This window comes from Luteibacter anthropi (assembly GCF_023699965.1).
GTDB classification, from domain to species: domain Bacteria; phylum Pseudomonadota; class Gammaproteobacteria; order Xanthomonadales; family Rhodanobacteraceae; genus Luteibacter; species Luteibacter anthropi.
Genome location: NZ_CP077072.1, coordinates 555,481 through 568,178, shown reverse-complemented (window position 1 = coordinate 568,178; position 12,698 = coordinate 555,481). Strand labels below are relative to the sequence as shown.

The following is a 12,698-nucleotide window of genomic DNA, read 5'->3' as shown; positions in this document are numbered from 1 at the left end:
CGACTTCCGTCACGTCTTTCCTTTCAAGGCATCCATCCATGGCCAAGATCCTCATCAGCGGCGGTCAGCCGCTCCAGGGTGAGGTCGGTATTTCGGGCGCGAAGAACGCCGTCCTGCCGATTCTCGCTTCCTGCCTGCTCGCCGACGAACCGGTCAGCATCGGCAACGTGCCGCACCTGCACGACGTCACCACCTTCATCGAACTGCTGGGCCGCATGGGCGTCAGCGTGGTCCTCGACGACCGCATGAAGATGCACATCGACCCGCGCCCCGAGAACTCCTGCATCGCCCCGTACGAGCTGGTGCGTACCATGCGTGCGTCCATCCTCGTGCTCGGTCCGCTGGTGGCCCGCTACGGCAAGGCCGAGGTCTCGCTGCCCGGTGGTTGCGCCATCGGCTCGCGTCCGGTCGACCAGCACATCCGCGGCCTGCAGGCGCTCGGCGCCGAGGTCACGGTCGAGAACGGCTACATCAAGGCGAAGGCCGGCCGCCTGAAGGGCGCCCGCATCGTCATGGACATGGTCACGGTCACCGGCACCGAGAACATCCTGATGGCCGCCACGCTGGCCCAGGGCACCACCATCATCGAAAACGCGGCGCAGGAGCCCGAGGTCGTCGACCTGGCGCATTGCCTCATCGCAATGGGCGCGAAGATCGACGGCGTGGGTACCTCCACGCTGGTGATCGAAGGCGTGGAACGCCTGCACGGCGCGCACTACGAAGTGCTGCCCGACCGCATCGAAACCGGCACCTTCCTCGTTGGCGCCGCGATGACCGGCGGCAAGGTCCGCGCCCGTGGCGCGCGTGCCGACACGCTGGATTCCGTGTTGCAGAAGCTGGAAGAAGCCGGTGCGCACATCAGCACGGGCAAGGACTGGATCGAGCTCGACATGCAGGGTCGCCGTCCGAAGGCGGTGAACATCATCACCGCGCCGTACCCGGCGTTCCCCACCGACATGCAGGCACAGTTCACCGCGCTCAACTGCGTGGCCGAGGGCACTGGCGTCATCACGGAAACGGTGTTCGAAAACCGCTTCATGCATGCGCTTGAGCTTCAACGCCTGGGTGCGGATATCCGCCTTGAAGGCAACACCGCCATCATCACGGGCGTGCCCAAGATGAGCGGTGCCCCGATCATGGCCACCGACCTGCGTGCGTCGGCCTGCCTCGTGCTCGCCGGCCTCGTGGCCGAAGGCGACACCACGGTGGATCGCGTGTACCACATCGATCGCGGCTACGAGAACATCGAGGAAAAGCTCGGCGTCCTGGGCGCGCGCATCCGCCGCCTGCCGGGCTGATTGCATTCCCCGCAGCGGACACTGTCCGCCCCGCCGCATGCGATGCCCCTGTAGGAGCGCGCCTTGCGCGCGACCGGTTCTCGCGAAAAACCCGGATTTGTGGTCGCGAAAACCGGTCGCGCGCAAGGCGCGCTCCTACGAGAAGCCGCAGGGCACCGGAAAAAAAGAACCCGCTATTCGGCGGGTTCTTTTTTTATTTGCCTTCGAACTTCACCAGTTCCAGCGTCAGGTCACCGCCGTCGCTCTGAGCCAGTTTCACCGGCACGGGATACTTCGTCGGCGCGTACCACGCGCTGAAACCGCCTTCGCCGTCACTGCGCGACACCACCACGGTATCGAACGAACCCGCGGGCACCGTCACCTTTTCGTTGCCGGAGATCTTGAACGCCTGCTGTTCCACCCGCTGCTTTACCGCCACCGGGAAGCTGGCTTCCTTGGCCCCGCCACGCAGGGCGACACCGAGCGCGAGCGGCAGGGTGTTGCGCTCGACCATGCCGGGCTGGGCCGGGTAGCTGTACGATTTCTTGTTGTCCTGCACCTGCACGTTGCCACCTTCGATCGTCAGAGAGCGGCTCTTGGGCTTCAGCGCGGAGGCCAGTTCATAGCGATACGACACAGCCTGCGGCACCTTGCCCGACCAGGTGAATACCGAGGTCTCCGACGTGCTGGCGCCCAGTGCGGCGGCAAGGCCGGAGGTGCCCTGGGTCTTGTTGGTGTACTCGAACTGGCCGTTGGCGGCCGGCTTCAGGGTCACGGTGGCATCGCCGAGCGGGCTGCCGCCCTGGAGCACGTGATAGGTGGCGGTGAAGGACTGCGGCACGTCCGCGGCGAACGCGGCGGCAGGCAGGGCGAGAGCCAGCGCAAGGCCGGCGCGGAGGAGGTTGGGCGTCTTCATGGGCTCAATATAACGGCCCTGACTGAACGCAGGTCGACAACCCGACGGTTTCCCTCAACACCGCCTGCTCGTGTAGGAGCGCGCCTCGCGCGCGACCGGTTGTCGCGAGAAAACCGGGTTCGCGGCCTTGATCGGTCGCGCGCGAGGCGCGCTCCTACAGGGGGAGCGGAGTTTTTGAGATTCACGGATCTGGCCGGTCGCGCGCGAGACGCGCTCCTACAGGGATAGGGGGGCTTTCAGGGGGTGGCCGTCGAACATCGGGCCGTTCGACCAGGACAGGCGTCCTGCGGCCATTGCCAACACCACCGCCGGCAGCAGCCGGTGCTCTTGGACCAGCAGGCGTTCGGCCAGTGATTCCTCGGTGTCCCCGGCAAGCACCGGAATGCGCGCCTGCGCGATCACCGGGCCGCCATCCAGTTCGGCGGTGACGAAATGCACGCTGGCGCCATGCTCGGCATCGCCGGCTTCAAGGCACTGCCGATGCGTATGCAGGCCCCGGTACTTCGGCAGCAGCGACGGATGGATGTTGATGGCCCGGCCTGCCCAGCCGGCTACCACGCTGCCGTCGATGATGCGCATGTAGCCGGCCAGCACGAGCAAATCGGGCTTCGCTTCGGCCACCTTGCCGAAAAGCGCACGGTCGAACGCTACGCGATCGGGGAAGTCGCGCGGGCTCAGGTGCATCGTGGGGATGCCTGCCTCGGCGGCCACGGCCAGCGCACCGGCCCTGGCCTTGTCACTGCCGACCAGCACGAACTCCACGGGTAGCCGCGCGGCGATCAGGGCGGCGAGGTTGCTGCCTCGCCCGGAGGCGAGCGCGGCGACGCGCAGGGGGCGATCCACGGACGGGCTCAGGCGATGTGGACGCGCTCGTCGCCGGAAGCGGCGACGACCTTGCCGATCACGCGCGAGGCGAGGCCATGACCATTCAGCACGGCCTGCGTGGCCTCGACCTGTCCGGCCGAGATCAGCACCGTGAAGCCGATGCCGCAGTTGAACGTGCGCCACATTTCTTCGCGGGCGACATTGCCCTCGCGCTGCAGCCACTGGAACACCGGCGGCAGCTCCCACGAGGATGCATCGATGGACAGGCCCAGGCCGTCCGGCACCACGCGGATGATGTTTTCCTTGAGGCCGCCACCGGTGATGTGGGCCATGCCGTGGATGTCCACCTTCGACAGCAGGTCGAGGATGGGCTTCACGTAGATGGTGGTGGGCGCCATCAGGGCGTCCACCAGCTTCATGCCGCCCACGTCGGTGTCGAGCGGCGAGCCGGCGCGCTCGAGGATGCGACGCACCAGCGAGTAGCCGTTGGAATGCGGACCGGACGAATCGATGCCGAGGATGACGTCGCCGGCGACGATCTTCGAACCGTCGTTCATGGCCGACTTCTCCACCGCACCGACGGTGAAACCGGCGAGGTCGTACTCGCCCGGCGGGTACATGTCCGGCATTTCGGCCGTTTCACCACCGATGAGGGCGCAGCCGGCCAGTTCGCAGCCGCGGGCGATGCCCGAGACCACGGCCGCCGCGGTATCCACGTGCAGCTTGCCGGTGGCGAAGTAGTCGAGGAAGAACAGCGGCTCGGCGCCCTGCACCAGGACATCGTTGACGCACATGCCAACCAGGTCGATGCCGATGGTGTCGTGGCGATCGAGCTGGTGGGCCAGCTTGAGCTTGGTGCCCACGCCGTCGGTGCCCGAGACCAGCACGGGCTCCTTGTAGCGGCCGGAAAGGTCGAACAGGCCGCCGAAGCCGCCCAGCCCGCCCATCACTTCGGGACGGAAGGTGCGCTTGACCATCGGCTTGATACGCTCGACGAGCGCATTGCCCGCATCGATATCGACACCCGCGTCGCGGTAGGTGAGGGAGCCCTGATCGGAGGACATGGACGGTTCCGGCACGTATGGGAAACCGTGCATGATAGCAGCAAGCTGACTGGCGTCCGGGGTTCTCACGCCCCCTGGATGGACGCCATGACACGCTTTGGGCAGACTTCCCGCCTTCACAGAGCGACGCCAAGACCATGCGCCCAGTCCGCCTCCTTGCCTTCCTGCTGTTCGCCCTGACCCTGTTCGCGGGCGGCGCGATGGCCCAGACCCCGCTGTATACGGTGACCGTGCCCGTGGCCGACACCAGTGCGGCGGTGCGCGACCAGGCCTTCTCCAACGGTCTTACCCAGGTGCTGGCACGGGCCACCAATGGCGCCGATCCGCGCAACAAGCCGGGCTATGCCGAGGCGATGAAATCGCCCGGTGGCCTCGTCCAGCAATACCAGTACTCGCGCACGGGCGGGGCCAACGGCGCGCCGCTCAGTCTCGAGATCGTGTTCGACCCGGGTGCCATCCGCCGTGTGCTCGCCGTAGGCGATGCGGCCGTGGCAGCGCCCAAGCCGCCCCTGCTGGTGGTGATCCACGATGCCGCGGGCAAGCCGCTGGGTGCCCAGGACGTGACCCCGCTGGCCCAGATGGCCGACACCCGTGGCTACCAGGTGGTGACCCCGCGCGCCGACGCACCGGTGGATGCCGATGCGTTGGCCAAGGGCGATACGGCGGCCATGGCCACCGTGACGCGCCAGTACAACACGGGCACCGTCCTGATCGGCCGGCTGAATGCCGACCAGACCGTCGACTGGACCCTGCTGGCCGGCGGCCGCTCCAGCGACTGGAAGGACAGCGGCGAAGCCCGTCCGGCCCTGCTCACCAACGGCGCCAATGCCGTGGCCGACAAGCTTGATCGCCAGTTCGCGGCCGCCCAGGGCGGCAGCACCAGCGGCAAGGTCTGGGTCACCGGCCTGCATTCGGCCAACGATTACGCCGGCCTGCTCTCCACCTTCCAGAACGACCCGGCCGTGAAGTCGGTGGTGCCGGTCGGCGCCACGGCCGATGGCGTGATGCTCAACGTGAGCGCGGGCGCGCCGCTGGCTCGTCTCGTGGCCGGGTACGCCTCGGGTGGCCATGTGCTCCAGGCCGCCGCCCACGATGGTGCCGACCTCGCCGCGCGCTGGGTTCCCTGACACGGCAGGATTCGCCCGAAGGGGGCACGATCCGCGACAATGCCGTCACTTCCGCCACCGGACCATGGCGGTTTGCTCCCATGCCCATCCAGGACACGCATGACTCACGACAACTCGCGCCGCTGGCAGATGCTGGGCCTCACCGCCGTCATCGTTTTCGTGATCTGGCTGCTGGCACCGGTGCTGATGCCCTTCGCCATCGCGGGCATGCTCGCCTACCTGGGCGACCCGCTGGCCGATCGCCTGCAACGCCTGGGCATGGGACGCGCCTGGGCGGTGAGCATCGTGTTCACCGTGATCATCGTGATCTTCATCGGCGTGCTGATCCTGCTGGTGCCGCTGATTTCGCACCAGGTGGAAAACCTCTCGGAAAACCTGCCGCATTACATCGAATGGGTGCGTGGCACGGCGTTGCCGTGGATCCAGCAGCGCCTGCACCTGGAGCCGGATACGTTCAATGCCGACAAGGTGCTGGCCGCCATTCGCGAGCATATGGGCTCCATCGGCAGCATCGCCGCCCGCACGGTGGCCAAGGTCACGCAGTCGGGCATGGGCATCATCACCTGGATGGCCAATCTCGTGCTGATCCCGGTCGTGGCGTTCTACCTGCTGCGTGACTGGGACACGATGATCGCGCACATCCAGCGCCTGCTGCCGCGCTCGATCGAACCCACCGTGGTTCGCCTGTCGCGCGAATCGGACCAGGTGCTTGGCGCCTTCGTTCGCGGCCAGTTGCTGGTGATGCTGGCGCTGGGTGTGTTCTATGGCATCGCGCTCACCGCTGTAGGCATTTCCATCGGCCCCCTGATCGGCATGATCGCGGGCCTGCTCAGCTTCGTGCCTTACCTCGGTTTCATGATCGGCTTCGTGGCCGCGATGATCGCCGGCCTCGTGCAGTACGGTGACTGGCTGCACGTGATCCTGGTGGCGGTGGTATTCACCGTGGGCCAGCTGCTGGAAGGCTACGTGCTGGTGCCCCGGCTGGTCGGCGGCAAGATCGGCCTGCATCCGGTGGCGGTGATCTTCGCCGTGCTGGCAGGCGGTCACCTGTTCGGCTTCCTCGGCGTGCTGCTGGCCCTGCCGGCCGCGTCGGTGGTAGTGGTATTGTTGCGCTACGTCTTCGCCCGTTACCGTGAGAGCGATCTCTACACGGAGCCGGCTGCCCAGCCCGATCCCGAGCCGGCGAAGGTGGATGTCGATGTGGATGTGGACGTCACGGTCAATGCCCGGCGTCCTCGTCCGATGCTTCCCGACGACGGAAATTCATGACGAGTCAGCAACTCCCGCTCGCCTTGCGTTGGCCACGCCGCCAGCGCTTCGAGCATTTCCATCCCGTGGGCAATGCCGCCGCGGTCGAAGCCCTGCGCGCAGCCTCGGTGTCTGCCGATGCGCCGTGGGTCTTCCTGAGTGGTTCGCTGGGGAGTGGTCGCACCCACCTGCTCATCGCCACCTGCCAGGCGGCGATCGATGCGGGCCGTACCGTGCAATACCTGCCGTTGTCAGCCCTTCGCGGTTCGCGCGCGGAAGCCATCCGTGGGCTGGCGGGCAGCGATGTGCTGGCGATCGACGATCTGGAAGCCGTGGCCGGCGATGCCGATGCCGAGCACGCGCTGTTCGACACCTTCAATAGTTATCGCGCGGAAGGCTGCACACTGCTGTTCGCAGCGAGTGGTCCGCCGGTGTCGCTGGGCATTGCCTTGCCCGACCTGCGTTCGCGCCTGGGTTCGCTCACCCAGCTCACGCTGAAGCCGCTGGACGACGCCGAACGTCGCCACGTGCTGCGCGAGCATGCGCGGGGCCGTGGCATCGAGCTGGACGACACCGTGCTCGACTGGCTGTTCTCGCATCACGCGCGTGATCTTGGCGCCCTGCTGGATCTTCTCGACACGCTCGACCGCGCCACCCTGGCGGCACAGCGCCGCGTCACCGTGCCCTTCCTGCGCAACCTGCTCAAGGCCATGTAGGAGCGCGCCTGCGCGCGACCGGGTGACACGGTAAACCCCAGAAAATACGCCCCACGCACGATACGCCAGCGTGAGCGATGAGCCTTGCGGCGTCAGGGCTTCGTTGGCTTGTCGCGCGCGAGGCGCGCTCCTACAGGATTATCGTGCGCGCGCGAGGCGCGCTCCTACAGGGTATCGTGCGCGCGCAAGGCACCGTGCTCTTGTAGGAGCGCGCCTCGCGCGCGACCGGTATCGCGAATCAGTCCGACACACCCAGCAGGCGCGGCGTGGCATTGGCACCCACCACTTCCGTCATCGCAAGCGCTACCTTGTGGTTCGCGGCAATGATGTTGCCGCTTTCCGGCAGGCCCTTGCGACCGGCGAAGTCGTTGTAGACACCACCTGCCTCGGCTACCAGCAACGCACCCGCGGCGATGTCCCACACGTTGAGGCCCGGCTCGAAGAAGCCGTCCATACGGCCGGCGGCCACGTAGGCGAGATCCAGCGCGGCCGAACCCATGCGGCGGATGTCCTCGGCCTCACGGAGCAGGGCGCTGGTCATGGCCAGCTGCGACTCGATGTGGTTGCGCACGCGGTAGGGATAGCCCGTGGCGAGCAAGGCACCGGCGATGCCGTCGCGACGGCCGACGCGGATGCGGCGATCGTTGAGGTAGGCGCCGTCGCCCTTGCTGGCGGTGAACAGCTCGTCGCGCAGCGGATCGAAGACCACGCCATACACCGGCTCGCCCTTGTCGAGCAGCGCGATGGAGACGCAGAAGTGGGGGATGCCGCGCAGGTAATTGTGCGTGCCGTCCAGCGGGTCGATGACCCAGGTGAGCGGTCCCTTGCCGATCTGACCCGACTCCTCGCCCAGGATGGCGTGGGTGGGGTAGGCGCGGCGGAGTTCCTTGACGATCTCGGCTTCGGCGAGGCGATCGACCTCGGACGCGAAGTCCATCCGCTGCTTTTCGACGACCGAAAGGCCCTCGATGCGGTTCATGTAGCGCAGGATGATGTTTCCTGCGGAGCGCGCGGCGCGCGCCGCGACGTTGACGGCGGGTCTTGGCATGGGGATCGGCTTGGCAAAAGAACAGGGATGCGGTCTTAAGCCGCAACGACCGGGAAGTTTACCACCGGCAGCCGTGAGGCCCAAGCCGAGGGGCGGTGTAGACTTTCCGACCCGTCCTTAGCAGCCCTTTGTCCGCATGGCCCTGTCCGAATTGCACGACCGTCTTCGCTTCGTCCTTGTCCGGACCTCCCATTCGGGCAACATCGGCTCGGCGGCCCGCGCCATCCGCACCATGGGCTTCGACCGGATGACCCTGGTCGCTCCGCACCGCTTCCCCGACCCGGAAGCCACGGCCCTGGCGGCCGGTGCCGACGACGTGCTGGCGAACGCTGCCATCCACGAGGACCTGGTCTCCGGCCTGGCCGGCACCACCTTCGCCCTGGGTCTCTCCGCCCGCCGCCGTGGGGTGAACCTGCCCGAGCTGGACCCGCGCGAGGGCGCTGCCCAGGCCATTGCCGCCGCCCGCCGTGGCGAACAGGTGGCCCTGGTCTTCGGCAACGAGCGCACCGGCCTGGAGAACGACGAGCTGTCGCGCTGCCATGCCATGGTGCGCATTCCCAGCGTGGACGACTTCAGCTCGCTGAACCTGTCGCAGGCCGTGCAGGTGGTGGCCTATGAGATCCGCATGGCCCTGGTGGCCGAGGAAGCCAAGGCCCCGGAGGTCGCCCTCGACCCCGACGAGGTACCGGCCGACGCGGAGCAGGTGGAGCGCTTCTTCACCCACCTGGCCGAGACGCTCGACGACATCGAGTTCCACAAGGGCCGCTCGCCCACCACCATCATGCTGAAGCTGCGCAAGCTGTTCCTGCGCGCACGCCCCGAACTGCGCGAACTGCGCATCCTGCACGGCATTTTGGCCGACGCTCAGCGCATGGCTGGCATGGCGAAGAAGGGCGACTGAGATATCCACGGTGAGGCCACCCACCTACATGGCGGAAAAGGGCGACGGAGATATCCACGGTGAGGCCACCTACCTACATGGCGGAAAAGGGCGACTGAGACATCCACGGTGACGTCACCTGCCTATTCGTCGTTCCTGTGAAAACAGGAACCCAGCGCCCCGGTTTGGCAGTAAGGCAGGGGCGCTGCATCGGCTTTTTGCGTAGGTAGCCCTATGGCGACAACCTATTGCACCGCGCTGGGTTCCAGCTTTCGCTGGAACGACGGCTCCGGGCGCGGGCGTCCCTGTAGGAGCGCGCCTCGCGCGCGACCGAATGTGCGGGAAATATCAGGTTTTTCGTTCCACCCGGTCGCGCGCAGGCGCGCTCCTACAGGGCGTCCGGGTTCGGGGGGGTGGGGGCGGCCGGGCTGACCAGCAGCTTGTCGATGCGCGCGCCATCCATGTCCATCACCTCGAAGCGATGCCCCTGCCAGTCGAAGGCTTCGCCCGCCCGGGGGATATGACCGAATTGCGTGGTCATCATGCCGGCCACCGTGCGGAAGTCGTGCTCGTCCTCGTTCGGCAGGCGATCCAGCTGAAGCAGTTCGCGCAGGTCGTCGGCGGGCAGGACGCCGTCGATGAGCCAGCTGCCGTCGTCGCGGCGGATGATCGGGCCGTCCTGGTCGGTGTCGTCCGCCCCTGGCGCGGTGGCGCCCACCACGGCCGAGAGCAGGTCGTTGAGGGTGACCAGCCCCTCGATGTCGCCGTACTCGTCCACGGCCAGCGCCAGCTGGGTGTCGGCGTCACGGAAGGATTCCAGCAGGTCGAGCGCACGCGCCGTGGCCGGGACGAACAGGGGGCGAGCGATATGGGCGAACAGGTCTACCTCGCCGCGTTCCAGCGAGCGGATCAGTGATTTGACCTCGACCGTGCCCACCACCTCGCTCTCATCGTTGCGATACACGGGGTAGCGCGAATACGGCGTGGCACGCAGGATTTCCAGGTTGTCCTCGCGGGACAGGCCGATATCCAGCCAGGCGATCTTCTTGCGTGGGGTCATGACCGAGCCCACGGTGCGGTCGCCCAGGCGCAGCACGCGATTGACCATGTTGCGCTCGTCGCTGTCGAGGATGCCCTGCTCGGCGCTTTCGGCCACCAGCAGGCGGATTTCCTCTTCCGTGGCTGCCGACGAGCTATGCCGGTGCAGGCGCATGACACGCAGGATGGCGGTGGACAGGTGGTTCAGCAGCCACACCATGGGCAGCACGATCCGCGAGATCACCAGCATGGGCACGGCGATCTGGCAGGCGATGCGCTCCGGCGCGGTCAGGGCCGCCCGCTTGGGCACCAGCTCGCCGACGACGATCTGCACCAGCGACATCAGCAGGAAACCGGCCAGCCAGCCCAGCACCCGCATATAGGGCTCCAGCCAGGCCGGGCCGTCGCCATGGATCAGCTCGGCGAAGTGCTCGGCCAGCTGGTCGCCCGCCAGGGCGCCGGTGACCAGGATGATCAGGGTCATGCCGATCTGCACGGTCGAGAGGAACCGTTCGGGCGATTCGGCAAGTTGCAGGGCCACCCGGGCGCGCCGGCTGTCGCGGGCCAGCTGCTTCAGGCGGCTCTTGCGCGAGGCGACCACGGACATCTCGGACAGGGCGAAGAACCCGTTGCCGAGGGACAGGAGCAATACCAGCAGGAGTTCGGTGAGCATGCGCGGGCCTTATACCAGACCCGGGGTGTGGGCGGGATGCTGCGGTCGCACGAAGGTGTCCGGTAACATAGTCGTCATATTTTCCCATGTCCCTTCAGGCAACCCCATGTTTTCACTCCAGACGATCTTCGGTAAGGGCGACAAGTTCTATGGCCTGCTCGAGGCCAGTGCCGAAGCCGCCCGCGAGAGCGCCAAGGCCATGCGCGAACTGGTGACCCAGACCGACCGTACGCCCGTGATGGCCGCCTTCAGCACGGCCCGGGCCCGCGAGAAGGCCCTGCACGGCCAGATCGGCGAGGAACTGGTCAACACCTTCGTCACTGCGCTCGACCGCGAAGACATCGAAGCCCTGAACTCGGCGCTGTACAAGATCCCCAAGACCATCGAAAAGTTCGCCGAGCGCTACGTCATCGTGGCCGAACGCCTCCAGGGTATCGACTTCAGCCAGCGCGCGGTGCTGCTGGAGCGCTCGGCCGACGTCGTGGTGGCCATGATCGGCCAGCTGCGCCACGGCCTGAAGATCGATCCGGTGAAGAAACTGCGCGACCAGCTCCAGGCGCTGGAGTCCGAGGCCGATCGCCTGCTGCTCGACCCCTACCGCACGCTCTACGCCGAAGGCTCCGACCCGATCCGCGCCGTGCTCGCCAAGGATCTCTTCGAGCTGGTGGAGAAGGCGGTCGACAAGTGTCGCGACGTCGGCAACGTCGTCTATTCCATCGTGCTCAAGAACTCCTGACGGCGGCCGTCTCATGAGCATGGTTATCGCGGTCGTCCTGATCGCCCTCGCGTTCACGTACATCAATGGGTTCCACGACACGGCGAACTCCATCGCCACCGTGGTCGCCACCAAGGTACTCACGCCCGGTCAGGCCGTCCTGCTGGCCGCCGTCACCAATCTTGCCGGTGCCCTGTGGGGCACGGCCGTGGCCGCCACCATTGCCTCGGGCCTCATCGACACCGGCGTGGTGGATGTCGGCTCGCACCTGTTGATCAGCGCGCTGCTGGGCGCCACCATCTGGAACCTCATCACCTGGTGGATGGGCCTGCCGTCCAGTTCCAGCCATGCGCTGGTCGGTGGCCTGTGCGGCGCCGCGCTGGCGGCGTCCGAAGGCAATGTCCACTCGATCATCTGGTGGCAGGGCGGGGCACACTGGTGGCTGGGCAAGGGCGTGCTGCCCAAGGTCATCGTGCCGATGATCGTCTCGCCCTTCCTCGGCTTCGTGATCGGCTTTCTCATCATGGGCGGCCTGTATGCGCTGCTGGGCTTCTTCTCCAGCCGCAAGGGTTTCCTGCATCGCCTGGGTCGTACGCCCTTCGTGAACAGCTTCTTCGGCAAGGCGCAGATACTCTCCGCCAGCGCCATGGGGCTGTCGCACGGCATGAACGACGCGCAGAAGAGCATGGGCATCATCGCGCTGGCCCTGGCCGGCGCCACGGCGGCGGGGCAGTTCGACCACCTGCCGGTGTTCCTCGACTTCCTGCGTATTCCGCACGATCCGGCTGCCGCGGGTGGTTTCCCGATCCCGATCTGGGTGAAGGTGGTCTGCGCGCTCACGATGGCGGCCGGCACGGCCGGTGGCGGCTGGCGCATCATCAAGACGCTGGGTCACAAGATGGTGAAGCTGCATCCCATCAATGGCTTTGCGGCCGAAGGCAGCTCGGCGGCCGTGATCCTCACCGCCTCGATGCTGGGCGTGCCGGTATCCACCACGCATAACGTATCGGCCTCGATCATGGGCGTGGGCGCGGCCAAGCGCCTGAATGCCATCCGCTGGTCGGTGGTGGAGCGCATGGTCTGGGCGTGGATCCTCACGCTGCCGATCACGGCGGCCATCGGCTACGGGCTGGTGAAGCTGGGGCGGTTGTTCTTCTGAGTCGCGGCCAGA

General features: G+C 66.9%; 12 protein-coding genes. 7 read left to right on the top strand and 5 right to left on the bottom strand.

The window, feature by feature from the left end; all coding sequences use genetic code 11:
* The first annotated feature begins 38 nt into the window (after positions 1 to 38).
* Entirely contained in the window at positions 39 to 1,298 is a 1,260-nt protein-coding gene (gene murA / locus KR767_RS02590; protein ID WP_166952988.1) for a UDP-N-acetylglucosamine 1-carboxyvinyltransferase, read from the top strand.
* A gap of 193 nt (positions 1,299 to 1,491) precedes the next feature.
* Here the strand turns inward: murA and KR767_RS02585 are convergent, their stop codons facing one another.
* From KR767_RS02585 to purM, 3 genes are all read right to left on the bottom strand, one after another.
* Positions 1,492 to 2,193, bottom strand: a complete 702-nt coding sequence (locus KR767_RS02585; protein ID WP_250877994.1) for a DUF3108 domain-containing protein — start codon at positions 2,191 to 2,193, stop codon at positions 1,492 to 1,494.
* Between the two features lie 216 nt (positions 2,194 to 2,409).
* Positions 2,410 to 3,036, bottom strand: coding sequence for a phosphoribosylglycinamide formyltransferase (gene purN, locus KR767_RS02580; RefSeq protein WP_250877993.1), 627 nt, complete (start codon positions 3,034 to 3,036; stop codon positions 2,410 to 2,412).
* An 8-nt stretch (positions 3,037 to 3,044) separates the two neighbouring features.
* Positions 3,045 to 4,082 carry a phosphoribosylformylglycinamidine cyclo-ligase gene (gene purM, locus KR767_RS02575; protein WP_250877992.1) on the bottom strand — a complete coding sequence of 346 codons (1,038 nt, stop codon included), beginning with the start codon at positions 4,080 to 4,082 and terminating at the stop codon, positions 3,045 to 3,047.
* A 137-nt stretch (positions 4,083 to 4,219) separates the two neighbouring features.
* Here purM and KR767_RS02570 point away from each other — a divergent pair, with 137 nt between their 5' ends.
* The 3 genes from KR767_RS02570 to hda all read left to right on the top strand — a co-directional run bounded on the left by KR767_RS02570 (position 4,220) and on the right by hda (position 7,173).
* Positions 4,220 to 5,209, top strand: a complete 990-nt coding sequence (locus KR767_RS02570) for a DUF2066 domain-containing protein (protein WP_250877991.1) — start codon at positions 4,220 to 4,222, stop codon at positions 5,207 to 5,209.
* Between the two features lie 99 nt (positions 5,210 to 5,308).
* Positions 5,309 to 6,478: an AI-2E family transporter gene (locus KR767_RS02565; RefSeq protein WP_166952970.1), complete on the top strand. Its 1,170-nt coding sequence runs from the start codon at positions 5,309 to 5,311 to the stop codon at positions 6,476 to 6,478.
* The gene (hda, locus tag KR767_RS02560; protein ID WP_166952967.1) at positions 6,475 to 7,173 is read left to right on the top strand and encodes a DnaA regulatory inactivator Hda; all 699 of its coding nucleotides are present in this window, start codon (positions 6,475 to 6,477) and stop codon (positions 7,171 to 7,173) included. The genes KR767_RS02565 and hda overlap by 4 nt, the downstream gene beginning before the upstream one ends.
* Positions 7,174 to 7,411: 238 nt before the next feature.
* Here the strand turns inward: hda and KR767_RS02555 are convergent, their stop codons facing one another.
* Complete coding sequence (locus KR767_RS02555; RefSeq protein ID WP_166952964.1) at positions 7,412 to 8,221, bottom strand: inositol monophosphatase family protein; 810 nt, start codon at positions 8,219 to 8,221, stop codon at positions 7,412 to 7,414.
* Between the two features lie 136 nt (positions 8,222 to 8,357).
* Between KR767_RS02555 and KR767_RS02550 the strand changes: the two genes are divergently transcribed.
* On the top strand, positions 8,358 to 9,122 hold the full coding sequence (locus KR767_RS02550; protein ID WP_250877990.1) for an RNA methyltransferase: 765 nt from the start codon (positions 8,358 to 8,360) through the stop codon (positions 9,120 to 9,122).
* Positions 9,123 to 9,489: 367 nt separating this feature from the next.
* Here the strand turns inward: KR767_RS02550 and KR767_RS02545 are convergent, their stop codons facing one another.
* Entirely contained in the window at positions 9,490 to 10,812 is a 1,323-nt protein-coding gene (locus tag KR767_RS02545) for a hemolysin family protein (protein ID WP_250877989.1), read from the bottom strand.
* A 106-nt stretch (positions 10,813 to 10,918) separates the two neighbouring features.
* Between KR767_RS02545 and KR767_RS02540 the strand changes: the two genes are divergently transcribed.
* Both KR767_RS02540 and KR767_RS02535 read left to right on the top strand, forming a co-directional pair.
* Complete coding sequence (locus KR767_RS02540; protein WP_166952955.1) at positions 10,919 to 11,548, top strand: DUF47 domain-containing protein; 630 nt, start codon at positions 10,919 to 10,921, stop codon at positions 11,546 to 11,548.
* Positions 11,549 to 11,561: 13 nt separating this feature from the next.
* Positions 11,562 to 12,686 (top strand): inorganic phosphate transporter, encoded by a 1,125-nt coding sequence (locus KR767_RS02535; protein WP_166952952.1) that lies wholly within the window; start codon positions 11,562 to 11,564, stop codon positions 12,684 to 12,686.
* Positions 12,687 to 12,698 lie beyond the last annotated feature (12 nt).

Excerpts from the sequence above, each read along its gene's own strand:
- KR767_RS02555 (WP_166952964.1), bottom strand. The coding sequence starts at position 8,221 with ATGCCAAGACCCGCCGTCAACGTCGCGGCGCGCGCCGCGCGCTCCGCA.
- KR767_RS02570 (WP_250877991.1), top strand. The coding sequence starts at position 4,220 with ATGCGCCCAGTCCGCCTCCTTGCCTTCCTGCTGTTCGCCCTGACCCTG.
- KR767_RS02550 (WP_250877990.1), top strand. The coding sequence starts at position 8,358 with ATGGCCCTGTCCGAATTGCACGACCGTCTTCGCTTCGTCCTTGTCCGG.
- KR767_RS02545 (WP_250877989.1), bottom strand. The coding sequence starts at position 10,812 with ATGCTCACCGAACTCCTGCTGGTATTGCTCCTGTCCCTCGGCAACGGG.
- murA (WP_166952988.1), top strand. The coding sequence starts at position 39 with ATGGCCAAGATCCTCATCAGCGGCGGTCAGCCGCTCCAGGGTGAGGTC.
- KR767_RS02540 (WP_166952955.1), top strand. The coding sequence starts at position 10,919 with ATGTTTTCACTCCAGACGATCTTCGGTAAGGGCGACAAGTTCTATGGC.
- hda (WP_166952967.1), top strand. The coding sequence starts at position 6,475 with ATGACGAGTCAGCAACTCCCGCTCGCCTTGCGTTGGCCACGCCGCCAG.
- purM (WP_250877992.1), bottom strand. The coding sequence starts at position 4,082 with ATGTCCTCCGATCAGGGCTCCCTCACCTACCGCGACGCGGGTGTCGAT.
- KR767_RS02585 (WP_250877994.1), bottom strand. The coding sequence starts at position 2,193 with ATGAAGACGCCCAACCTCCTCCGCGCCGGCCTTGCGCTGGCTCTCGCC.
- KR767_RS02535 (WP_166952952.1), top strand. The coding sequence starts at position 11,562 with ATGAGCATGGTTATCGCGGTCGTCCTGATCGCCCTCGCGTTCACGTAC.
- KR767_RS02565 (WP_166952970.1), top strand. The coding sequence starts at position 5,309 with ATGACTCACGACAACTCGCGCCGCTGGCAGATGCTGGGCCTCACCGCC.